The 21,600-nt window shown below is 64.2% G+C and carries 20 protein-coding genes and 1 tRNA gene; 11 read left to right on the top strand and 10 right to left on the bottom strand.

Annotated features, from left to right (window positions below; all coding sequences use genetic code 11):
* Together ACOI1H_RS16520 and ACOI1H_RS16515 are read left to right on the top strand one after the other, a co-directional pair.
* The coding region (locus ACOI1H_RS16520; RefSeq protein WP_422438939.1) for an ABC transporter permease at positions 1-614 on the top strand (614 nt) is incomplete at its 5' end.
* An 87-nt stretch (positions 615-701) separates the two neighbouring features.
* Entirely contained in the window at positions 702-2,780 is a 2,079-nt protein-coding gene (locus ACOI1H_RS16515) for a dipeptide ABC transporter ATP-binding protein (RefSeq protein WP_422438938.1), read from the top strand.
* Positions 2,781-2,783: 3 nt separating this feature from the next.
* Here ACOI1H_RS16515 and ACOI1H_RS16510 read toward each other — a convergent pair whose 3' ends face one another.
* Positions 2,784-4,082 carry a DUF2254 domain-containing protein gene (locus tag ACOI1H_RS16510; RefSeq protein ID WP_422438937.1) on the bottom strand — a complete coding sequence of 433 codons (1,299 nt, stop codon included), beginning with the start codon at positions 4,080-4,082 and terminating at the stop codon, positions 2,784-2,786.
* A 167-nt stretch (positions 4,083-4,249) separates the two neighbouring features.
* Between ACOI1H_RS16510 and ACOI1H_RS16505 the strand changes: the two genes are divergently transcribed.
* Entirely contained in the window at positions 4,250-5,095 is an 846-nt protein-coding gene (locus ACOI1H_RS16505) for a DUF1206 domain-containing protein (RefSeq protein ID WP_422438936.1), read from the top strand.
* Here the strand turns inward: ACOI1H_RS16505 and ACOI1H_RS16500 are convergent.
* Positions 5,092-5,679 carry a lytic transglycosylase domain-containing protein gene (locus ACOI1H_RS16500; protein WP_422438935.1) on the bottom strand — a complete coding sequence of 196 codons (588 nt, stop codon included), beginning with the start codon at positions 5,677-5,679 and terminating at the stop codon, positions 5,092-5,094. The genes ACOI1H_RS16505 and ACOI1H_RS16500 overlap by 4 nt on opposite strands.
* A 130-nt stretch (positions 5,680-5,809) precedes the next feature.
* On the opposite strand from ACOI1H_RS16500, the gene ssb reads away from it, so the two are divergent.
* Positions 5,810-6,340 (top strand): single-stranded DNA-binding protein, encoded by a 531-nt coding sequence (ssb, locus tag ACOI1H_RS16495; RefSeq protein WP_422438934.1) that lies wholly within the window; start codon positions 5,810-5,812, stop codon positions 6,338-6,340.
* A 52-nt stretch (positions 6,341-6,392) separates the two neighbouring features.
* Here the strand turns inward: ssb and aroB are convergent, their stop codons facing one another.
* Together aroB and ACOI1H_RS16485 are read right to left on the bottom strand one after the other, a co-directional pair.
* Entirely contained in the window at positions 6,393-7,496 is a 1,104-nt protein-coding gene (gene aroB / locus ACOI1H_RS16490) for a 3-dehydroquinate synthase (RefSeq protein ID WP_422438933.1), read from the bottom strand.
* Positions 7,493-8,002 carry a shikimate kinase gene (locus ACOI1H_RS16485; protein WP_422438941.1) on the bottom strand — a complete coding sequence of 170 codons (510 nt, stop codon included), beginning with the start codon at positions 8,000-8,002 and terminating at the stop codon, positions 7,493-7,495. Before ACOI1H_RS16485 ends, aroB begins: the two co-directional genes overlap by 4 nt.
* 220 nt (positions 8,003-8,222) lie before the next feature.
* Here ACOI1H_RS16485 and ACOI1H_RS16480 point away from each other — a divergent pair, with 220 nt between their 5' ends.
* From ACOI1H_RS16480 to ACOI1H_RS16465, 4 genes are read left to right on the top strand one after another with little or no spacing between them, the layout of a single operon-like run.
* On the top strand, positions 8,223-8,375 hold the full coding sequence (locus ACOI1H_RS16480) for a hypothetical protein (RefSeq protein WP_422438932.1): 153 nt from the start codon (positions 8,223-8,225) through the stop codon (positions 8,373-8,375).
* Between the two features lie 2 nt (positions 8,376-8,377).
* Complete coding sequence (locus ACOI1H_RS16475) at positions 8,378-9,919, top strand: hypothetical protein (protein WP_422438931.1); 1,542 nt, start codon at positions 8,378-8,380, stop codon at positions 9,917-9,919.
* A complete protein-coding gene (locus ACOI1H_RS16470; protein ID WP_422438930.1) occupies positions 9,916-10,857 on the top strand; it encodes a site-specific tyrosine recombinase XerD in 942 nt (313 codons plus the stop codon). Before ACOI1H_RS16475 ends, ACOI1H_RS16470 begins: the two co-directional genes overlap by 4 nt.
* Before the next feature lie 52 nt (positions 10,858-10,909).
* A complete protein-coding gene (locus tag ACOI1H_RS16465; protein WP_422438929.1) occupies positions 10,910-12,217 on the top strand; it encodes an HlyC/CorC family transporter in 1,308 nt (435 codons plus the stop codon).
* Between the two features lie 135 nt (positions 12,218-12,352).
* Here the strand turns inward: ACOI1H_RS16465 and ACOI1H_RS16460 are convergent, their stop codons facing one another.
* Positions 12,353-13,897, bottom strand: coding sequence for a helicase HerA-like domain-containing protein (locus ACOI1H_RS16460; RefSeq protein WP_422438928.1), 1,545 nt, complete (start codon positions 13,895-13,897; stop codon positions 12,353-12,355).
* A gap of 359 nt (positions 13,898-14,256) precedes the next feature.
* Between ACOI1H_RS16460 and ACOI1H_RS16455 the strand changes: the two genes are divergently transcribed.
* A complete protein-coding gene (locus ACOI1H_RS16455) occupies positions 14,257-15,027 on the top strand; it encodes an invasion associated locus B family protein (protein WP_422438927.1) in 771 nt (256 codons plus the stop codon).
* A gap of 51 nt (positions 15,028-15,078) precedes the next feature.
* Here the strand turns inward: ACOI1H_RS16455 and ACOI1H_RS16450 are convergent, their stop codons facing one another.
* From ACOI1H_RS16450 to ACOI1H_RS16435, 4 genes are read right to left on the bottom strand one after another with little or no spacing between them, the layout of a single operon-like run.
* Positions 15,079-16,287 (bottom strand): beta-ketoacyl-[acyl-carrier-protein] synthase family protein, encoded by a 1,209-nt coding sequence (locus ACOI1H_RS16450; RefSeq protein ID WP_422438926.1) that lies wholly within the window; start codon positions 16,285-16,287, stop codon positions 15,079-15,081.
* A gap of 5 nt (positions 16,288-16,292) precedes the next feature.
* The gene (locus tag ACOI1H_RS16445) at positions 16,293-16,550 is read right to left on the bottom strand and encodes an acyl carrier protein (RefSeq protein ID WP_422438925.1); all 258 of its coding nucleotides are present in this window, start codon (positions 16,548-16,550) and stop codon (positions 16,293-16,295) included.
* A gap of 31 nt (positions 16,551-16,581) precedes the next feature.
* Positions 16,582-17,676 carry a UDP-3-O-(3-hydroxymyristoyl)glucosamine N-acyltransferase gene (locus ACOI1H_RS16440; protein ID WP_422438924.1) on the bottom strand — a complete coding sequence of 365 codons (1,095 nt, stop codon included), beginning with the start codon at positions 17,674-17,676 and terminating at the stop codon, positions 16,582-16,584.
* Between the two features lie 37 nt (positions 17,677-17,713).
* Positions 17,714-19,330 (bottom strand): L,D-transpeptidase family protein, encoded by a 1,617-nt coding sequence (locus ACOI1H_RS16435; RefSeq protein ID WP_422438940.1) that lies wholly within the window; start codon positions 19,328-19,330, stop codon positions 17,714-17,716.
* Positions 19,331-19,658: 328 nt separating this feature from the next.
* On the opposite strand from ACOI1H_RS16435, the gene ACOI1H_RS16430 reads away from it, so the two are divergent.
* Positions 19,659-20,228, top strand: coding sequence for a YcbK family protein (locus ACOI1H_RS16430; RefSeq protein ID WP_422438923.1), 570 nt, complete (start codon positions 19,659-19,661; stop codon positions 20,226-20,228).
* 123 nt (positions 20,229-20,351) lie between these two features.
* Positions 20,352-20,425, top strand: a tRNA-Gly gene (locus tag ACOI1H_RS16425).
* A 342-nt stretch (positions 20,426-20,767) separates the two neighbouring features.
* Here ACOI1H_RS16425 and ACOI1H_RS16420 read toward each other — a convergent pair.
* Positions 20,768-21,600 (bottom strand): type I restriction enzyme endonuclease domain-containing protein (locus tag ACOI1H_RS16420; protein WP_422438922.1); only part of this gene is annotated, 833 nt, incomplete at its 5' end.

Raw genomic sequence — 21,600 nt, 5'->3', positions numbered from 1 at the left:
CTTTCCTCTTCGTCTTTCCGCTGGTCTTTGCCACGGTCCTGCTGAACTCGCGCTACTACACGCAGCCCGCCAAGCGCACGACGATCCTGGCAGTCGTGCTGGTGGTGATGGGCTGGCTCTACCTCTCGCTGATTTCGCAAGGCGGCACGGCGCTGAATTTCATGCCGCGCGGGCTGGACGGATTCGACATCAATCCCGGCATCCTCGTCGTCTTCGTCTCGGTCGTCTTCGTCAATGCGCCGACGGTGTTCCGCATCGTCCGGGGCCTGACGATGGACATCAAGACGCGCGATTACGTTGCCGCCGCCCAGACCCGCGGCGAAGGACCCTGGTACATCATGCTGTGGGAAATCCTGCCCAACGCGCGCGGGCCGTTGATCGTCGATTTCTGCCTGCGCATCGGTTACACGACGATCCTGCTCGGCACGCTGGGATTCTTCGGTCTTGGCCTGCCGCCCGAAAGCCCCGACTGGGGATCGACCATCAACGAAGGCCGCAAGCTCTTGCTGGTCTTCGTCCACCCGCCCCTGCCACCTGCCATTGCCCTGCTCAGCCTCGTTCTCGGCTTGAACCTGCTGGCCGACGGATTGCGCGAAGAAAGCCTGCGCGACTGATGCGCAGCACCCCTTTCTTTTGGTCCGAAATATTCCGGGGTCCGGTTCTGCCTTCACCCCATTTCTGACACTTCCAAGGATATCGCCATGACCGAGACCTACACCGGGCCGATCCTTGAAATCGACAGGCTGTCGATCAGCTTCTTCACGCGCCTGCGTGAAATCCCTGCCGTCATGGATTTTTCCGCCACCATCATGCCGGGCGAAGCCCTGGGCCTCGTGGGCGAGTCCGGTTGCGGCAAATCCACGGTGGCCCTGGGCGTCATGCAGGACCTTGGCGTGAACGGCCGCATCGTCGGCGGCAGCATCAAGTTCAAGGGGGAGGAGATGAACACCATGTCCCCCGAACGCCTGCGCGCGATCCGGGGCCGCGAGATCGCGATGATCTACCAGGAACCGATGGCGTCGCTAAACCCCGCGATGAAGATCGGCCGGCAGCTGATGGAAGTCCCGATGATCCACGAAGGCATCAGCGAGAAGGACGCCTATTCCCGCGCGCTGGAAACCGTCAGCGACGTCAAGCTGCCGGACCCCGAACGCATCCTGAAGGCCTATCCGCACCAGTTGTCCGGCGGCCAGCAGCAGCGCATTGTCATCGCGATGGCGCTGATGTCAAAACCCGCGCTGCTGATCCTCGATGAACCGACGACAGCGCTTGACGTGACGGTCGAGGCGGCTGTCGTGCAACTGGTCAAGGATCTGGGCCGCAAATACGGCACTTCGATGCTGTTCATCAGCCACAACCTTGGCCTCGTTCTGGAAACCTGCGACCGGATCAACGTGATGTATTCCGGCGAGGCGGTAGAGCGCGGCAGCATCAAGGACGTCTTCGACGAGATGCAGCATCCCTACACGCAGGCGCTCTTCCGGTCGATTCCCCTGCCAGGTGCCTCCAAGACCACACGTCCGCTCAAGGCGATCCCCGGCAACTTTCCCCTGCCCCACGAACGGCCCGAGGGCTGCAACTTCGGCCCCCGCTGCGATTATTTCGAGGCCGGGCGCTGCGATGCAGGCCCCGTAGCGATGCGGCAGATCAAGGGTGACGCACGCCACATGACCCGCTGCGTGAAATTCGACGAGATCGACTGGAACGCGCCGATCACCGATGCCGTCCAGAAGCCCAAGACCGAGGCCGGCGACGTCGTCCTACGGATGGACGACCTGAAGAAATACTATCAGGTCAGCGCCAATGCGATGTTCGGCGGCGGCACCAAGGTGGTGAAGGCGAACGAGAGCCTGTCCTTCGACGCCCGGGCCGCCGAGACCCTCGCCATCGTGGGCGAATCCGGCTGCGGCAAGTCCACCTTCGCCAAGGTGCTGATGGGGCTGGAAACCGCGACCAGCGGTGCGATCATGCTGGACAATGCGTCCATCGGCGACGTGCCGATCGAACGACGCAGCACCAAGAACGTGGCCGACGTGCAGATGGTGTTCCAGAACCCCTTCGACACGCTGAACCCGTCGATGACCGTGGGCCGCCAGATCATCCGCGCGCTGGAAATCTTTCGGATCGGCAGCGACGACGCGGCGCGCCGGGACAGGATGCTGCAACTCCTCGATCTGGTGAAGCTGCCCCGCGCCTTTGCGGACCAGATGCCGCGCCAATTGTCGGGCGGGCAAAAACAGCGGGTCGGGATCGCACGCGCCTTTGCGGGCGATGCGCGGATCGTGGTGGCAGACGAACCCGTCTCGGCGCTTGATGTGTCGGTGCAGGCGGCGGTCGCCGATCTGCTGATGGACATTCAGCGCGAACACAGGACGACGCTGCTGTTCATCAGTCACGACCTGTCCATCGTCCGTTATCTGTCGGACCGCGTGCTGGTCATGTATCTGGGCCATGTCGTCGAACTGGGCACCACCGATCAGGTCTTCTCGCCCCCTTACCACCCCTACACAGAGGCGCTGCTCTCTGCCGTCCCCATCGCCGACACGCGCGTCGTGAAGAAGCATATTGTGCTGGAAGGCGATATTCCGTCCGCCATGAACCCGCCCCCCGGCTGCCCGTTCCAGACGCGCTGCCCGCGCAAGCATCAAGTGCCGGGCAATCTGTGCGACCGCAAGGTGCCGCCGATGCGCAACATGCCGGACGGCCTTCAAATCAAGTGCCACCTGTCCGACGCCGATCTTGCGGCGATGGAACCGGTGATCCAGATTGCCGCGGAATAGCGGTCAGGTTTGCGTCAAAGGCGAACCGGGCGCAGGCAATGCCGCGGTGGCCCTGATGTCCTGTGTGATCGCCTCGAGGCGGGCGATGTCATCCGCGATCAGCATGGCCTTTCGCGCAAAGCTCATGGCGCGGCCTGATTGCGCGACGGCACCTTTTGCAAAGATCGACGGGTTCAGCCGCACCAGCGCCAGCAGTGCATTCTGCACGCTGACCTGCACTTCATACAGCGCAGCGCCGTCCCGACTGAGCGCCGCGAACGCGTCGCGCAGCATTTCGTCGGACTGCAAACCCCGGATCCAGAGGTGCGGAAATTCCACATCCGCCACCGACCGGTCCTGCCACAGCGACAGCACCCGCGTCATGCGCCGCACCACGTCGATGGCCGTGCCGGGGTCATTGACGGCTGGCGACAGGGCGCGGCTTGCGATTTCCGACAGGGTGATCATGCCGAACCGCGGGTCCTGATCGAAACTGCGGTCCATACCGATCTCGAAGCAGTCGCGGATCTGGCCCAGCAAGGTGTCGTAGTCTTCACCGACGGGCCCGTTCAGCACATGGGCAAGAACAGAGCCATCGTAGATGAACTCTCCCGGCAGGACATCGATGTAGATGTTGCAACCGGCCTCTGCGGCACAGGTGTTCAGACTGCCGAGGTTGATGAACTGGACGTGGCCGACCGCATCGCTGCGCAATGGCACGGTCCCTTCGGGCGGTGTGTCGCGGTGCATCGGATTGGCACCCAGCCAGGGCGTCTCGAGCCTGCGGGACATGGCATCGGCGGCGGCGTCCTCGACCCGTTTCATCGTGTCACCCAGCCGACCGAAATCCGTCAGATGCCCGATCCAGCGCACAAGGTTGAAGATGATCAGGACCAGCACGAGGATCGTCGCGGCGAACAGGATCACACGTCCGCCTTCCCCGTAGATCCCGATCTTCAGACTGATGATCCCGACGAGCGAAAAGATGAACGCCCCAATGAAACTGGCCAACACCCGCTGCGCTGTCCGATCGGTCTTGAGCAGCAGGAAGGCGCGTGGCGTCGCGGTGTCGGAAGCGGCGGCAAAGGCCGTGACCATGATCGAAACGGAAAAGGTCGTGACCGCCAGCATCGACGAGGCGATGATGTTCAAAAGGCCGTCGATGGCGTCCGCACCGATCCGAAACGCCCATGACGACGGGATCAGGTCGCGGAGCGCCACGGCAATCACGGCAGCCAACAGGCCAAGGAACGCATAGGCCGAAATCGGAGCCCATATATGTGAGAAAAGGCCTTTCAGCCGGAAGGGAAGCGAAGTGAGCACAGCCTTTGCAATCTTTCGGTCGGGATGGCCTGTCGGCGACAAACACGGACACCGTTCAGCTTAAAGCAAAGCGTCGCGCAGCCCAATATGCTGCCGCGGCGGAACAAGGAGGATCGGTGGCGCATTGCATCCCTGACGCGGCGAGTGTGACACAGCAAGGAATGACGATGTCTGACGAGAACCTGAATTGGGCGATGCCGGTGATGCGCGCGGGCTACGCGGGTCGCGCGATGGTCTACGCCATCATCTCGGGCATATCATTGTTCGCGATCTGGCGCGGTGGCGCCGCCAAAGGCACTTCCGAAGCCCTGTCGATGGTTGAACGTTCGCCTTTCGGCATTCTGGCGCTTTCAATCGTGGCGCTGGGACTGTTCGCCTACATGGCGTGGCGGCTGGTCGACGCCGCTTTCGACCTCGAGGATGAAGGCACGGAGGCCAAGGGCATCGTGGCCCGTGGCGGTCAGACCGTCACCGGCCTGATCCACGGTGCACTTGGCGTTGCGACGCTGGCGCTGATCTTTGGCAGCACCGACAACGGCGAGGGGTCGAAGACTGCCTTCTACCTGTCGCGCCTGATGTCTTGGCCAGGTGGCCAGATCGTGCTTGGCGGGGTCGGGCTCATCACCATAGGGGCCGGCATCTACTACCTGCATCAGGCCTGGACCCAATCCTACCGCGAAAAGTTGCAGGCCAATCATTTCACCCTGCACTGGAACCGCCTGCTGCAGATCGGCCTTGCCGCGCAAGGCGTGTCGGTGCTGATCATCGGTCTTTTGATGGGAATTGCCGCGTGGCGGCACGACCCGAACGCGGCCGGCGGGATCGACAAGGCATTCGGGTGGTTGTCGCACCAGGTCTATGGTCAGACCCTCGTGACTGGACTGTGCGTGGGTCTGGCGCTGTTCTCGCTGTTTTTGGCGGTGAACGCGGTCTACCGCATCATTCCGCGCCTGCGGGACCCGGATGTGATGTCAGTGGCCCAAAAGTTCAAGGACATGGCCGAAGGCGCCTAGTTGCCCCAGATGACGCGGACGTAGTTGCGCGTCTCGGCATAGGGCGGGATGCCGCGATATCGCTCGACCGCGCCCGGACCCGCGTTGTAGGCCGCTAGCGCGTGCGGCCAGTTGCCGAACTTTGCGTATTGTTGCTTGAGGTAGCGCGCGCCCCCTTCGAGGTTCTGCACCGGATCGCGGGGATCGACACCCAGGATGCGCGCCGTGGCCGGCATCAGCTGCGCAAGTCCCAGCGCGCCCTTGTGGGATCGCGCTTGCGCATTCCACCCCGATTCCTGCTGCACGAGGCGCAGGAAAAGGTCCTCCGGGATGCCGTGGTTGCGGGCAGCACTGCGCGCCAGCGTCAGATACGGGCCGTTGTAACGCCCGGTGTAGCCCGGCGTGACGGTCGCGGCCGTCGGCACGACCGCGCGCGGTGGCTGCAACCGGACAGAGTTGCTGTATTGCGAGGCGGCGCGATTATCGAGGACCGAGAGCTGGCTTTGAAACAGCGCCATGCGCGAAGAGGTGGAGACGGTGTCGGCGGTGGCAGCAGCCCCCGTCAGCGCAAGCGTCGTCGTCAGTCCCAGACTCCAAATCCGCATGTCTTCACCCATCCCCCGTTTCAATGGCGACACCATACCTCAAATCGGTTTTGACGCCAGCCTTGATCGGTTCACCTTCCCGGCGGAATCTGCCACACAGGGCGAAATGCAGAATCGTTAGGAACGTCACATGGCAGGATCGGTCAACAAGGTCATTCTGATCGGCAATCTCGGGGCCGATCCAGAAGTCCGCACCTTCGGCAACGGCGGCAAGGTGTGCAACCTGCGCATCGCCACGTCCGAGACGTGGAAGGACCGCAACTCGGGCGAGCGCAAGGAAAAGACCGAATGGCACACCGTAGCCATCTTCCAGGAAGGTCTGGTCGGCGTGGCCGAGAAATACCTCAAGAAAGGCTCCAAGGTCTATATCGAGGGTAAGCTTCAGACCCGCAAATGGCAGGACCAATCCGGTGCCGACCGCTACAGCACAGAGGTCGTGCTACAGGGTCCCGGCACGGTGCTGACCATGCTCGACAGCCCCGGCGGCGGCGGTGGCGGTCGCGGCGGTGATACGGGTGGCTACGGCGGCGACAGCGGTGGCGGCTACGGTGGCGGCGGCTACGATCAGGGCGGCGGCTATGGCGGCGGCAACGCAGGCGGCGGTTCGTCGTCGGGCAGCGGCGGCGGCCGGGGCGACATGGACGACGAAATCCCGTTCTAAGGCAACGCGCCGCCCCTCGGGGCGGCGCTTTTGCGTTTGGTCCCGCGAACCGTCAGGCAGCGTCGCGCAGGACGCCCAGCACCTTGTCGGCTGGCACATCCGACGTGACGAAAGCCTGGCCGATCCCGCGTGCCAGCACGAAGCGCAACTTGCCAGCGATGACCTTCTTGTCCTGCCCCATCCAGCCCAGCAACGTTTCCGCGTCCGGTATGTCGCCGCCAATGTCACGGATATCGACTTTCTGCCCCATCGCCTTCAGATGCGCGCGAACCCGGCTGGGGTCTTCCTGACTGCACAGGCCAAGACGGGCAGACAGTTCGAACGCCAGCGCACAACCGATTGACACGCCTTCGCCGTGCAGCAGGCGGTCGGAGTAGTCGGTCGCCTTTTCCAGCGCATGACAGAAGGTGTGGCCCAGGTTCAGCAATGCGCGATCGCCCTGCTCTGTCTCGTCGCGCAGCACGATCTCGGCCTTCATCTGCACGGATCGGGTGACAGCATGGACGCGGGCCGAGATATCGCCGTCGGCCATCGCGGGCGCGTTCGATTCCAGCCAGTCGAAGAACGCCGCGTCCCCCAGCAGACCGTATTTCACGACCTCGCCGTAGCCCGCCAGAAAGTCGCGGCGCGGCAGTGTCGCCAGCAGGTCAATGTCGGCGAGCACGAGGCTGGGCTGATGGAACGCCCCGATCAGGTTCTTGCCATGTAGGGTGTTGATGCCGGTCTTGCCGCCGACGGAACTGTCGACCTGTGCCAGAAGCGTCGTCGGAATCTGCACGAAGCGGACACCCCGGCGCAGGATCGCGGCGACAAATCCGCCCAGATCGCCCACGACGCCGCCGCCGAAGGCGACCACCACATCGCCCCTCTCGACCTTCTGGTCCAACAGGAAATCGCAGCACGCTTCCAATGCGGCCCAGCTTTTCGTGCCTTCCCCGGCGGGCAACACCTTGGCGTCGGATGTCAGGCCCGCGTCGGCCAGCGCCGCCTGCAAGGTCGCCAGATGCAGCCCCGCTACGGTTGCATCCGTCAGGATCGCGACATGCCGCCGCCCGCCGAGGGCTGCGATGCGGTGTCCTGCCCCGGCCAGTAGTCCGGTGCCGATCAGCACGTCGTATTCACGCCCGGGCAAGGCGACGGCAACGGTGGTGGTCATGGCAGTCTCTCCAGAATGTCGGGGCGGGTCAGCAACAGCTCCAGCACGCTCGCCGTCGTCTCCTCGATCGAGGCGCGCTGGCTGACCGCAAGGTGCAGCTTCGCCTTGGCGTAGATCGGCGTGCGATCGGCAAAGATGTCGGACAGGGTGGCGTGCGGGTTCGCCGTACGCAACAACGGGCGGGAATCCTTGTGCCGCACCCTGTCCCACAGCAGCGCGAGCGGGGCGTTCAGCCAGACCGCGACACCGTGCTTCTTGATCAGCTTGCGATTGCGCTTGGCCAGAAACGCCCCGCCGCCCGTCGACAGGATGCAGGGGTCGCCGGTCAGCAACCGGGCGATCACCTCCGATTCGCGGCGCCGAAAGAAAGGCTCTCCGTCGCGGGCGAAAATCTCCGCGATGCTGGCGTTGGCTGCCGTCTCGATCTCGGCGTCGCTGTCCAGGAACGGCACGTGCAACCGCTGCGACAGGGCGCGGCCGATGGCGGTCTTGCCGGACCCCATCATGCCAACCAACACGACCGTGCGGCGCAGGCCATAGCGCTGGTGCGTCTGGTCGCTGTCGATCACGGCCGCATGCGTCCCTTTTTCCTGCCCCGGACAGGCTGCGTGCCGCCGAGTTTCGATTTGTGCCCCTGAATGGCGTGATCTTGCCGAAAAGGCCATATATAAACAGGCGGAACCCGCCCCTTGAGGTCGGGCAACAGGCAAGACGGAATTCAGGCACATGTGGCGACTGATCAAGGCACTTCTCTTTCTGGCGATCCTCGCGGGCCTGGCGCTGATCGCCTACGCCTACGCGGGACCGCTGTTCTTTCCCGGTGATTTCGCTCCGCCCAGCACCCAGGTGACCCGCCCCGTCACGCTCGAGACGCAATAGCCGTGCCGCTGCGCGCGACCTGTCTGGTCCTTGCCGTTCTGGCCACGCCCGTCGCGGCCCAGTCGGACCGCCCGCTGTCGGCCATCGACTGGCTGTCGCAGTCGGTCGAACCGCCACCTGCCCCGGCGGCCGCCACGACCCCTGCCCCGGCGCGCCCGAACCCCAACGAGCCCCCCGTGGCGGAGGGTACCGGTACACCGCCGATCACCGTGACACCGCTGGACGCCGCAGCCCCGAAGGCTGTCGGCACGCTGGGACAGGACGTGACGGGCCTGCCGCCGACCCTTTGGGTCAATAGCGATGTCGACACTCTGACAACACTGATCCAGGCGGAAGGCGAACCGGCGCTGCCGGCGCTGCGCGATCTGTTCAGGACTCTGCTGCTGACCGAGGCACTGCCGCCGCCCGGCGACGACCGGACCCTATTGCTGGCGCGGATCGACAAGTTGCTGGACCTGGCCGACCTGCCGCAGGCGATGGACCTGATCCGCGCCGCCGACCCGACCGAACCGGCGCTGTTCCGGCGCTGGTTCGACGTGGCGCTGCTGACCGGGACCGAGGATCAACCTTGTGCCGCGATGCTGACCGCACCCGGTCTGGCCCCCACCTATCCGGCGCGAATCTTCTGCACCGCACGTGGCGGCGACTGGATGGCGGCGGCGCTGACCCTCAACACCCACCGCGCCCTGGGCGATGTGTCAGAGGCCGAGGATGCGCTGCTGTCGCGGTTCCTCGATGCCGATCTGGTCGATCCCGCCGCCCCCCTGCCGCCGCCCGAACGGCTGAGCCCTCTGATCTTTCGGATGCGCGAGGCGATTGGCGAAGGCTTGTCCACCGGACGACTGCCGCTGGCCTTTGCCCATGCGGACCTGCGCGACACCGTGGGCGAGAAGGCCCGCCTCGATGCCGCCGAACGGTTGGCGTTGCATGGCGCGTTGTCGGCGCAGGATCTTGCCCGCGTGATGACCGGCGTGACACCAGCCGCGTCGGGCGGAGTCTGGGACCGGCTCGACGCCTTTCAGAAGTTTAACGCGGCGATCAACGCAGGCGATGCCGACGCCATCGCCGAGACGCTTCCACCCGTCTGGTCGGCGATGCAGGCGATCCGGGCCGAAGTGCCCTTTGCCGACCTCTATGCCGGGCCGATCTCCCGCTTCGATCTGACGGGCGCTGCTTCACAGATCGCGACCACGGTCACTCTGCTGTCCGACGATTACGTCGCCGCGGCCCAGCAGCCCGGAGTTCCGCCCTTGCTGCGGGCCATTGCGACCGAAGATTTCGCGGATGTGAAGCCCGACACGGCGATCGAGGAAGCCGTCGTCGCCGGCTTTTCAAACAGCGCGCCGCCACAGGTGTTCGTCGACCTGATGGTCGCGGACAAACTGGGCGAGGCGCTGCTGCGCGTTCTGCCGTTCCTGGACGCGGGCGTGGCGGGCGACGCGCGGTCCGTCACCGATGCGCTGCTGGTACTGCGTCGCGCCGGTCTGACCGACACGGCGCGACGGGCCGCCTTGCAAATGCTGCTGCTGGACCGCACGCGATGACCGGACCGGATGGCATGGCGCGCTGGATACAGACCTTTGTCGCGGCACAGGCGGCCGAATTGGACGCCGCGCGCAATACGCAGCTTGCCTATGCGCGCGACCTGTCCGACGCGGCGGATTGGCTGGCCGACAAGGGCCTGCATTTCGCCACCGCAACGCAGGACGACATCGAAGGCTATCTGATCGACTGCGATGCACAGGGACTTTCGCGGGCCACACGCGCCCGGCGGCTGTCTTCGATCCGCCAGCTGTTCCGGTTCGCCTTCGAGGAAGGCTGGCGGCCCGACAATCCGGCCATCCGCATCAAGGGCCCGGGCAAGTCCAAATCCCTGCCAAAGACCCTGACCATCGACGAGGTCGGCCGCCTGCTGCAGGCGGCCCGCGATTGCGATGTGGACGCCACCCGGAACACCTGCCTGATGGAACTGCTGTACGCCACGGGCATGCGCGTCACGGAACTGGTGACGCTGCCGGTCTCTGCCGCGCGCGGCGATCCCCGGATGCTGCTGGTGCGCGGCAAGGGTGGCAAGGAACGGCTTGTGCCACTGTCCCCTCCCGCCCGCACCGCCGTCACCGCCTGGCTTGCGGAATGGGACAGCCTGCAAGAGGTGCGGCGGCTGGCGGGCAAGCCGATCTCGAAATACCTCTTCCCGACGCGCGGCAAGATCGGGCACATGACCCGGCAGCGGTTCTTTTTCTTGATCAAGGAACTTGCCACCGCCGCCGGCGTGCCGCCGGACAACGTGACGCCGCACACCATGCGCCACGCCTTCGCCACGCATCTGCTGGCGGGCGGCGCTGACCTGCGAGCCATCCAGATCATGCTGGGCCATGCCGACGTCGCGACCACGGAAATCTACACCCATGTCCTCGACCAGGCGCTGAGCGACCTTGTCCTGACCCACCATCCGCTGGCCCGCAAGGTCACGACCCCTTGATGCGGCGGACGCCCGACCCCATAAACACGCAAACGTCCCCAGAAAGCAGATCATGGACCCCTCCTCGACCGGCGCGACCCTTCTCGATGCCTCCTTCTGGCTGACGGCAGGCGGCATCCTCTTGCTGCTGGTCATGTCAGCCTTCTTTTCCGGTTCCGAAACCGCCCTGACCGCCGCGTCACGCGGTAAATTGCGCGGAGCCGCCGACCGGGGCAGCATCGGGGCGCGAAAGGCGCTGGACCTGACCGAAGACAGCGAAAGCCTGATCGGCTCCGTCCTGCTGGGCAACAATGTCGTCAACATCCTGGCTACATCGCTGGCGACCGCGCTGCTGACCAAGCTTTTCGGCCAGAACGGCGTCGCGGTGGCGACCCTCGTGATGACCCTGCTCGTGCTGATCTTCTCCGAAGTGCTGCCCAAGACCTACGCCATCACCAAACCGGAAAGCACTGCGGCACTGGTCGCCCGCCCGATCCAGATCGTCGTGATCGTCTTCTCTCCGATAGTGACGGCCGTGCGCTATTTCGTGCGCGGGGTGTTGTATCTGTTTGGTGTGCGCACCGATCCGGACAGTCACATCCTTGCGGTGCGCGAGGAAATTGCCGGTGCCCTGCAACTGGGACACTCCGAAGGTGTCGTCGAAAAGGAAGACCGCGACCGCATCCTCGGTGCCCTCGATCTGTCGGACCGGACGGTGGAAGAGGTCATGCTGCACCGGTCGGGCATCGAGATGGTCGACGCGGATCAACCCGCCGTCGAGATCCTGCGTCAATGTCTTGAATCCGCGCATACCCGCCTGCCGCTCTACCGCGACGATCCAGAGAACATCGTCGGTGTCATCCACGCCAAGGACCTGCTGCGCGCCATGCACAACGCCGACGTGGACGGCGCCGACCGCATGACCCGCGTGGACATCATGGACGTCGCGATGCCACCCTACTTCGTGCCAGAGACGACGGCGCTGGACGAACAGATGCGGCAGTTCCTCAAGCGCAAGACACACTTTGCGCTGGTCGTGGACGAATATGGCGCGTTGCAGGGCCTTCTGACGCTGGAAGACATCATCGAAGAGATCGTGGGCGAGATCGCGGACGAGTTCGACGAGGAAGACGACTACATCATCACCAGGACCGACGACGGCGCCTATCTGATCGACGGGTCCATGACGATCCGCGACGTGAACCGCGCCCACGACTGGAACCTGCCCGACGACGAGGCGAATACCGTCGCCGGTCTGGTGATCCATGAGGCCCAGATCATCCCTGTCGAAGGCCAGGTCTTCTCGTTCCACGGCTTCCGGTTCGAGGTGATGGAAAAGGACGAGAACCGCCTCGCCACCCTGAAGATCAGGCCGCTGTAGGGCGCGACCCGGAGGTGGTGAGATCATGGTGTGCCCACGCCAGGCGCAGGGTCTTCTGGTAGGCTGTCACCTTCGCGATCGAAGCGGCGACCTATGTGTCCGCCGCTCCGTTCCTGTCTTCCGTGTGGGTCATCCTCAACGCCCCCGGAATAACCCACCCAGTATGCCACGCACGATCCGGCGGCCCGTCGTGCCCTTCAGCTCTTTCACGATGACACTGGCCACCGCGCCACCGAACCCCTGATCCTGCGTGTCGGACCGCCTGCGTGACGTGGATCGCCCGGCCTGTGACGCGTCGTATCGCCGGGCCTGCTTGAATTCACGCTCGCGCGCCTCGGTTTCCGCCTCTGACGCTTCTGCCTTGGCGGCCTCTGCCGCCGCCGCGTCCGCACGTTTGGTCAGCATCTCGAACGCGCTTTCGCGGTCGATCGGCGTGTCGTATTTCCCGGCCATTGGCGAATTGGCCATCAGCGTCGCCCGCACCGGCAGATCAATCGGCCCTAACTGCGACGATGGCGGCCGGATCAGGGTGCGCTGCACCATCAGGGGCGCGCCTTTCGCATCCAGCATCAAGGTCAACGCCTCGCCGGTGCCGACCTGCTGTATCGCTTCCGAGGTGTCGAAATCCGGGTTGTCGCGGTAGGTCTCTGCGGCCTTCTGCAGGTCTTGCCGGTCGCGGGCGGTAAAGGCGCGCAGGGCGTGCTGCACCCGGTTGCCCAGCTGCCCCAGCACGTCGTCGGGCACATCCGCAGGGTTCTGCGTGATGAAATAGACGCCGACGCCCTTGGACCGGATCAGGCGGGCGACCTGTTCGACCTTGTCCACCAGCACCTTGGGCGCGCCGTCGAACAGCAGATGCGCCTCGTCAAAGAAGAACACCAGCTTCGGCTTGTCGGGGTTGCCGACCTCGGGCAGCACCTCGAACAGCTCTGACAGCAGCCACAGCAGGAATGTCGAATACAGCTTCGGCGATTGCATCAACTGGTCGGCGGCCAGGATGTTGATCTGCCCCCGTCCGTCGGGGGCCAGCCGCATCATGTCCGCCAGCTCCAGCGCGGGCTCACCGAACAATGCGTTGCCGCCCTGATATTCCAGCACCAGCAATTGCCGCTGGATCGCACCCACGGAACTGGCCGCGACATTGCCATAGCGCAGCGACAGGTCCTTGGCGTTCTGCCCGGCCCAGACCAGCAGCGCCTGAAGGTCCTTGAGGTCGAGCAGCGGCAGACCTTCCTCGTCGGCGACGCGAAAGACGACGTTCAGCACACCTTCCTGCACATCGGTCAGGTCCAGCAGGCGCGACAGCAGCAACGGCCCCATCTCGGCCACGGTCGCGCGGATCGGGTGGCCCTGCTGGCCCAGCAAGTCCCAGAACGTCACCGGAAAAGCGGTGTATTGCAGGTCGAGGCCGATGGTGGCGGCCCGCGTCATGAAGGCATCGTGCAACTTGAAATCCGCCGAACCGGACGCTGCCAGTCCCGACAGATCGCCCTTCACGTCCGACAGGAACACCGGCACCCCGGCGGCCGAAAACCCTTCGGCGAGGATCTGCAGCGTGACCGTCTTGCCGGTGCCCGTGGCCCCCGCAATCAGCCCGTGGCGGTTGGACTTGTCCAGCAACAGCACCTGCGCCTCGCCATAGTCCTCGCCGCCGCCACCGATGAAGATGCTGTCCGCCATGCCGCCCCCCGCAATCCAGTCGCGTCAAAATACATCCTTAACCACTCTATGCCAGAACAAAGAGGCCCGGTGTTTCCATTGTCCCCCGGGGACGTCGGGCGACTTCCTCCCTGTCAGACTTGCCGCGCCTTCGGGCGCGGCTTTTTTCTGCGGTCTTGCATGTTGACCTGTGCCCGATCATCGCCTAGCGTCTGCCCAATTCGTCGGCAAAGTCCGACAGGGAGCAACTGGGAAAAGGGTTCATGCGTGAACCCTTTTCCTTTTGTGACACGGCCCGCGCATCACGGATTTTTGCCCCTGACAGCGTGGATGCGGCGTGTTACGCCGCGCACCAGACCCATGACCCGGAGAATCCTGCAATGAAATTCGCCCTCAGCCCCGCACTGGCCGCCCTTTTGCTGACAGCGGCCCCCGCCGCGGTGCTGGCGCAGACGACCGATGCGCCCGCCCCCGACGCCGCCACGACAGAAGCCCCCGCACCCGCGACGGAGGCCGCGCCGACGGACAGCCCCGCCACGGATGCCCCGGCAGCAGAGGCCCCCGCAGTCGACGCTCCGGCCACTGATGCCCCCGCCACTGATGCACCGGCCACTAATGCACCGGCCACTGAGGCGCCCGCGACAGACGCGCCTGCGGACGCTGCGGCACCCGCAACCGATACGGCGCAGGCCGCACCGCAGGTCGGTCAGCCCTACGTCCGTGAAACCTTTGGCGACTGGTCCTTGCGCTGCCTGAAGGCGGAAGAAGGCCAGTTGGATCCGTGCCAGCTTTACCAGTTGCTTGAGGACGCCGATGGCAACAGCGTCGCGGAAATCAGCACATTCCCGCTGCCCGAGGGTCAAGAAGCCGCTGCCGGTGCGACCATCGTCGTGCCGCTCGAGACCCTGCTGACCCAGCAGTTGCGCCTGACGGTGGATAGCAGCGAACCGAAGGTCTATCCCTTCACATTCTGCAATGCCGCCGGCTGCGTCGCGCGTATCGGCTTTACCGACGCCGAAGTCGCCCAGATGAAGCGCGGGAGCAGGGCCGTCCTGCGCATGGTGCCTGCCGCCGCGCCCGACCAGGAAGTGATCCTGGAAGTCTCGCTTTCGGGCTTCACTGCCGGTTTCGACAGCGTCAACGCGCAGTAATCCGTCCGGACGATCATTCGACCGCCCCGCGATTGTCGCGGGGCGGTCTTTTCATGCGCGGCGCAGGGCCAGCACCGCATTCAATCCGCCAAAGGCAAAGGCATTCGACAACACCGCCGCAACCTTGGCCTGCCGCGCCATCTGCGGCACGTAATCGAGGTCACAGGCCGGATCAGGCTCGCTCAATCCGATTGTCGGTGCCAGCACCCCGTCGCGCAGAGCCATGATGCAGGCCAGCAGTTCGACAGCACCGGTCCCGCCGATCAGATGCCCGTGCATCGCCTTGGTGGATGAGACGGCCAGCCGGTCCGCATGGCTGCCGAAGGCCGCGCGGATCGCCTGCGTTTCAGTCCGGTCGTTTACCGTGGTGCCCGTGCCATGCGCGTTGATGTAGCCGATATCCTCTGCCGCCAAGCCCGCATCCGCAAGCGCACCCTGCATGGCCCGCGCGGCCCCCTCTGCAGACGGCGTGACGATATCGGCCGCATCCGACGACATGGCGAAACCCGCGACTTCGCACAGGATATCCGCGCCGCGTGCCAGCGCGTGATCGCGATCCTCGAACACGAATACCGCGCCGCCCTCGCCCTGCACCATGCCGTTGCGGCTTGCGCAGAACGGGCGGCAGCCATCGCGCGACATGACACGCAGCCCCTCCCATGCCTTGATGCCGCCGAAACACAGCATCGCCTCGGTCCCACCGGTCAGCATGACGTCGGCCTGCCCGCTGCGGATCGTGGCCAACGCCTGCCCCATCGCGTGGTTGGACGACGCGCAGGCCGTGGAGACGGTGAACACCGGTCCGCGCAGATTGTGCCCGATCGACACATGGCTCGCCGCCGCATTGGCCATCAGGCGCGGCACGATGAAGGGATGCACACGGTCCTTTCCGTCCTGATAGACCGCGCGATAGTTGTCGTCCTGCGTGTTCAATCCGCCGCCGGATGTGCCAAGGATCACACCGGCGCGGTGCGCGGTCGCTTCGCCGATGATCAGACCCGCCTGCGCCATGGCCTGTGCGGCAGAGATCAGCGCGAACTGGGTGAACCGGTCGAACAGCGTCAGGTCCTGACGGCTGAAGTGAGCGGCCTCGTCATAGTCGCGCACCTGCGCGCCAATGCGGATCTGCAACCGGTCGACGTCGCGAATATCAAGGGGTCCGATCGCACAGGTCCCCGCCTGCATCGCCGCAAGCGTCGTCGGCACATCGTGACCCAGCGGATTGATCGTGCCGGCCCCGGTGATGACGACCCGGCGCACCGCCGTCAGACCCGTTCTTTCACAAGGTCCTGCACAGCCGCGACGATGGCGCGGACAGAGGTGACGTCAAATCCGCTTTCAGCCGGCGCGTTGGCATTGAAAGGGACCGTGATGTCGAAGGCTTCCTCGATCCCGAAGATCGTCTCGACCAGACCCATGCTGTCGATGCCAAGGGTCTCGAGCGTGTCATCCAGCGTCACGTCCGAGACATCCAGCAACGCCTGTTCGGCAAGGATTGCGATGACTTTGTCCTGAACACTCATGGTCGCGGCTCCTGTGATCGGTGCCTGCGATTTAATCACTCGAACCGTCTTTGGGAACCTGTTTCTGCAATGCGGCGATGTCGCGCAGCATCTGTGGCAGACGCCGCAGCCCCTTTTCGCGCGCGCGGTAGCTGGGCATGTCCATCGCGGGCTGGCCCATGATGAACGACCCATCCTTCACGCTGACATAAAGTCCGGAAGCCGCGGCCATGACCACATCGTTGCCGACGGTGATGTGGTCTTTCGTTCCCGCACGCCCGCCCATGACCACACGGTCGCCCAACACGCCGGACCCCGCCATTGCGGCCTGACCGCACAGGATGCAATCCTCGCCGATGATGCAATTGTGGCCGACCTGAACGTTATTGTCCATCTTGGTGCCCCGGCCCACCCGCGTCGCGCGGATCGTGCCGGCATCAACGCAGGAATTCGCGCCGATCTCGACGTCGTCCCCCAGAACCACGCCGCCAAGGCTGTGGATGCGGTGGCGCTTGCCGTCCGCCGGCGGAGTCAGCGGTTCACGGCCCATGTTCAGGAAGGCCCGCTCCTCGTTCGCGAGGTCGCGCGTCACATAAGAGAACCCGTCCGCCCCCACGACCGCATTGGGTTGCAGGATGACCCGGTCACCGAAATGACAGTTGCGCCCCACGCGCGCGCCGGCGTTCAGCCAGCAAGCATGACCCAGCGTACTGCCGGGGCCGATGGTGACATGGGCGTCGATGCGGCAACGGTCGCCGATGGTCACCCCCTCGGCCAGTACGACGAAGGCACCGATGCTGGGGTCGGCGCCAACGGTGCAACTGGCGGGGATGATTGCGGTCGGGTGAATGCCGGTCGGGGCCGGGGCCGGGTCGAAGGCCTGCGTCAGTGCCGCCATCGCAAGGCGCGCACGGGGCACGGTGATCGCGGCGCGCAGTCCCAGTGCCTGCCAGTCGGCACCGTCCCAGACGATCGCGGCCTGCGCCGCGCTGGACGCCAGCGCCTCGCCGTAAGCGGGCGACATCGCAAGGGCAAGGTCGCGCGAGCCTGCGTCACCCGGCTCTGACGGGCGATCCACGACCAGCGACGTGTCACCGAAAGCCTCGGTCCCGAGCGCGCTTGCGATCTCGGCTACGGTCAGTCCCATGATGTGCCTCTTGGGCCGGTGCGGTTTCGGGTCTGATCTAGCCCTGAACCGCCCGCACGGCCACCCCTTCGCGGGCCAATGCGTTCCAGATCACAGCATCGCGGCCATAGACGTCGCGACGGAATTGGAGCTGACCCGTCACGTTGGTGAAGGCGGTGCGATAGACGATATGGACCGGCACCGGCTCTTGCAGGGTGATGCGCGACTCGCCGCCCGACTTCAACCGGGCCTGAAACACCGCCTCCGGATTCGATTCCTGCCGGGCCAGCAGGGCGTAGGCGAAGTCGAAGGGATCGTTCAGACGGATGCAGCCGTGGCTGAAGGCCCGGGTCTCGCGGCTGAACAGGTTTTTGGACGGGGTGTCGTGCAGGTAGATGTTGTATTTGTTGGGAAACATGAACTTCACTAGACCCAGCGCATTGCGTTCGCTTGGCCCCTGCCGCATCGAGAAGGGAAAATTCCGGGCGTTGTAGCTGGCGGCCCGGACCGCACTGCGCGACACGATGTTGCCATTCCGGTCCGTCACGTCGATGTGGCTGACGGCGTTCGGGTTGCTTTGCAACTGCGGCAGATACTCGTGCACGACGATGGATCGTGGCACATACCAGCTGGGATTGACGACCATGAACTCCATGACGTCGGAGAATTCGGGCGACTGGCGGTTGGTTTCGTTGGCACCTATGACAGACCGGGTCGAGAATGTGACCCGATCGTTGTCGACGATGGCAGCAGTGAAATCGGTCAGGTTGACCCATATGTGGCGCTGCCCGCGCGGGCGATTCAGCCAGCGCTCACGCTCCATCGCCACGATGACGGACTGCATCCGCCGTTCGAGAGGGACGTTGATTTCGGCCATCGTGTCACCGCCGGCGGTGCCGTCGACAGCCAGACCCATCGCCTGCTGGAACCGCTGCACGCCGGCCTGGATGCTGGCGTCATAGGTCTGCGTCGCAGACCGTTCCAGATGCCCCATCAGGATCAGCCGATTGCGCAGATCGACCACGGCCTGGCCGCTGGCCCCCGGTGCCAGGCTGGACGCCTGCACCGTGGCACCGTAGCCACCCTCGGCCAACAGGTTCTCGAGGCGCAACTTCTCGCGCATCAGACGGGCATATTCCGGGCTGCTGGGCGGCAGCGACCGCAGGAAGGCATCGGGATTCGACTGCACGAAGCCCTGGAGGGTGCCGAGGCGCGACCGCAGCGGAACCTCTCTCACGATCAGCGGCAACACCGACGATGGCGTCAGGATACCGGTCTGCACATTGCGGGCGTATGTCAGAAACGCCGAGGACAAAGCCACCTCGGCGGCACCCTGCGCGGCAGGCGTCGTGGCAGCCCGCAACTGCGCGATCAGACGGTTGGGATCGTAGCGATCCGCGGGAAGTCCATGCGCCCCGGCACCGGCCAGCGCCGACATCAACGCATTGCGGCGTGCGGTCGCGGCCGATGTGTCACCGGTCCAGATCCCCTCGAACCCGCGACCGCGATAGAAGGTGGCAAGATCCTCGTCGCGCGCCGCAGATTCGGCGACTGCCTGCCGGAACGCCGTGACCTGCGCCCGAGCACCTGTCGGCCCCGACAGCAGGGCAAACACCGCTGCGACAAGCAAGGTCAGGATGCGCAGGGCGCGCGGCGTGGCAAAGGCAAACTGCAGACTGGTCAAGGTCCATCCCCCGAAAGACATGATCGCCCACACACACAGGCGGCTGATGATCGTTTTCCCGACCGGCCACCTTCAAGTCCATTCACAATCTGCAAGTCACAGGATTTGTGCAGACCTGTTGCACGGCCACCCACATCCGCCAAGATCTGCGCAAGCGGTTGCATTATGCGCAGGAACTCGCCGATCCGGACCCGTCATGGGAACTTTCCGCCATCCGGGCTTGGCGCGTTGGACAGCCTGTGCCATACAAAACCTGCATCTGGGGAAAAGATGAAAAAGCACTAAAATACGTGCAAAACCGGGACAGGACAGACACACCATGGCAGAAAACCGTTCAACTGGCATTTCGAGACGTGGGCTTCTGGGCGCTTTCGCGGCCACCGCACTGACGGCAGCACCCACATACTCCAAGGCCGCCGGGTTCCTGCGAGGCGGTGGCGACGTGCGCCGCATCAGCATGTATTCGGGCCGCACGGGCGAACGCCTGGACACGATCTACTGGATCGAAGGCCAATACATCGGCGAAGCCCTGCGCGAGATCAATGCCTTCATGCGCGACTGGCGCAACAACAAGGTCGTGAACATGGACAGTCGCACGGTCGACATCATGGCCGCCGCACATCGTCTGATGAACACCTCGGAACCCTACATGCTGCTGTCCGGCTACCGCAGCCCTGAAACCAACGCCATGCTGCGCAGCCAGTCGTCAGGCGTCGCACGCAATTCGCTGCACATGCGCGGCCAGGCCGCCGATCTGCGGTTGTCGAGCCGATCGATCAACGACATGACCAAGGCCGCAGCCGCGTGCAATGCAGGCGGTGTCGGCACCTATCGCGGGTCGAATTTCGTGCACATGGATTGCGGCGACGTGCGCACCTGGCGCGGTTGATTCCATCCATCTCTGCATCGGAACGAAAGCGCCTGCGGGCGCTTTTTTCGTGGCCGCGCCCGCTTGCGGCACCCCGGCCCCCGGTGTAGAGATGCCGCATCGACCCTGCGGGGCCGGTCACATGCGGGTATGGTGAAAAGGTATCACGATAGCTTCCCAAGCTTCAGTTACGGGTTCGATTCCCGTTACCCGCTCCATTTTTGGCACTAATAGCTTGTAATAATTGATATTTCTCTGCGGCCTAAACTTCAACCCGCCCAAAAACCCGCCATAGAAAATGCGCTTGAACGCGACCGTCTACACCGGCGTCATACATGTTTGGCTGCGTACGCAAAGAAGTCCTACAAACTGTCAGGATATGTCATTGAAATTGTGTCTCAGGAATGACTGAAGCGGCTAGACCTGATACTAACGACGCTGCGCAGAGCGATCTGGCCGCGCTCAATGTCGTCAACACCATTGGCGGCACGGTCGCGTTCCAGCATCGGCCGTCTCGCTAGAGGCGCCCGGTACTACCCACATATAGTCCCAATTGCTGCCTATGCTGCCTGGGCGAAACCACCATTCACGGCCTGCTGCCACACATGTGCGTAAACGCTTGCAGCAAGCGCTTTTTTTTCGTCGGGCGTGAAGGGTGGTGACGGTAGGCTTGCGAAGACCTCATCCAAGATGAAGACCTCGACATCAGCCTTGGTCTGCTCCTTCTCCCAGAAGCGATCGAGTTCGGCCAAGCGCGCCTTTATGGATGCCAAGAGGTCGCGGCTCGCCTGCTTCACCCGCTCACGAGACGTTTTGTCCAAATTATCCTTGAGCAGCAGGTCGAAGAGCGCCAGCTCTTCTTCACCAAGCCCCTCCTTCGTTGCGCGCTTCTGCTCCTCGTCCAGACTGTTGACGAGTTCGACCAATCGGCGGAACGTCTCCTCGATGGTGGTGCGATCTTTCTCCCGATTGTAGTCGGCAATGATCGCCTCGTACTTCACCTGATAGTCCATCCTGGCCGGATTGCGCGCCAGCATCTCGGCGAGTTTCTGTTCGACGATGTCGCGGATGTCCTGAAGCGCAGTCGCTTTTCGTCTGACCTTCTTTGCAAATTCATCACGCAGCTTCTCAAGATCGATCTGGCTCAGGTCGAAGGTCAGCCCCTCGGCTTGATCGTCCCCTGGTGCCTGCGTTCGGATGGCTTCATTAACGATCCGGTGCAGCTCCTTCAACAGCTCTGTCACATCGGCCGTGTCGCGCCGCTCGGTCAGTTTTTTGTAGATTGCTTCAATGTTATCGTGTCGTTCGGCGTGTGCCCACGCACTAGGCTCCATAAGCAGCGCCTTGAAGCGGATAAACACCTGTCGTGCAAGAATCTCGAAGCGGCGCTTTG

Origin of the sequence: Loktanella sp. DJP18, from assembly GCF_049310965.1 — a bacterium.
Lineage (GTDB): Bacteria > Pseudomonadota > Alphaproteobacteria > Rhodobacterales > Rhodobacteraceae > Loktanella.
Note: the sequence above shows the minus strand (reverse complement) of the source record. Positions and strands in the feature narration are given on the sequence as shown.

Coding starts and splice junctions, on each gene's coding strand:
- ACOI1H_RS16500 (WP_422438935.1), bottom strand. CDS start 5,679: ATGCGGATTTGGAGTCTGGGACTGACGACGACGCTTGCGCTGACGGGG.
- ACOI1H_RS16505 (WP_422438936.1), top strand. CDS start 4,250: ATGTCTGACGAGAACCTGAATTGGGCGATGCCGGTGATGCGCGCGGGC.
- ACOI1H_RS16430 (WP_422438923.1), top strand. CDS start 19,659: ATGGCAGAAAACCGTTCAACTGGCATTTCGAGACGTGGGCTTCTGGGC.
- ACOI1H_RS16515 (WP_422438938.1), top strand. CDS start 702: ATGACCGAGACCTACACCGGGCCGATCCTTGAAATCGACAGGCTGTCG.
- aroB (WP_422438933.1), bottom strand. CDS start 7,496: ATGACCACCACCGTTGCCGTCGCCTTGCCCGGGCGTGAATACGACGTG.
- ssb (WP_422438934.1), top strand. CDS start 5,810: ATGGCAGGATCGGTCAACAAGGTCATTCTGATCGGCAATCTCGGGGCC.
- ACOI1H_RS16440 (WP_422438924.1), bottom strand. CDS start 17,676: ATGGGACTGACCGTAGCCGAGATCGCAAGCGCGCTCGGGACCGAGGCT.
- ACOI1H_RS16460 (WP_422438928.1), bottom strand. CDS start 13,897: ATGGCGGACAGCATCTTCATCGGTGGCGGCGGCGAGGACTATGGCGAG.
- ACOI1H_RS16485 (WP_422438941.1), bottom strand. CDS start 8,002: ATGATGGGGTCCGGCAAGACCGCCATCGGCCGCGCCCTGTCGCAGCGG.
- ACOI1H_RS16470 (WP_422438930.1), top strand. CDS start 9,916: ATGACCGGACCGGATGGCATGGCGCGCTGGATACAGACCTTTGTCGCG.
- ACOI1H_RS16455 (WP_422438927.1), top strand. CDS start 14,257: ATGAAATTCGCCCTCAGCCCCGCACTGGCCGCCCTTTTGCTGACAGCG.
- ACOI1H_RS16480 (WP_422438932.1), top strand. CDS start 8,223: ATGTGGCGACTGATCAAGGCACTTCTCTTTCTGGCGATCCTCGCGGGC.
- ACOI1H_RS16445 (WP_422438925.1), bottom strand. CDS start 16,550: ATGAGTGTTCAGGACAAAGTCATCGCAATCCTTGCCGAACAGGCGTTG.
- ACOI1H_RS16465 (WP_422438929.1), top strand. CDS start 10,910: ATGGACCCCTCCTCGACCGGCGCGACCCTTCTCGATGCCTCCTTCTGG.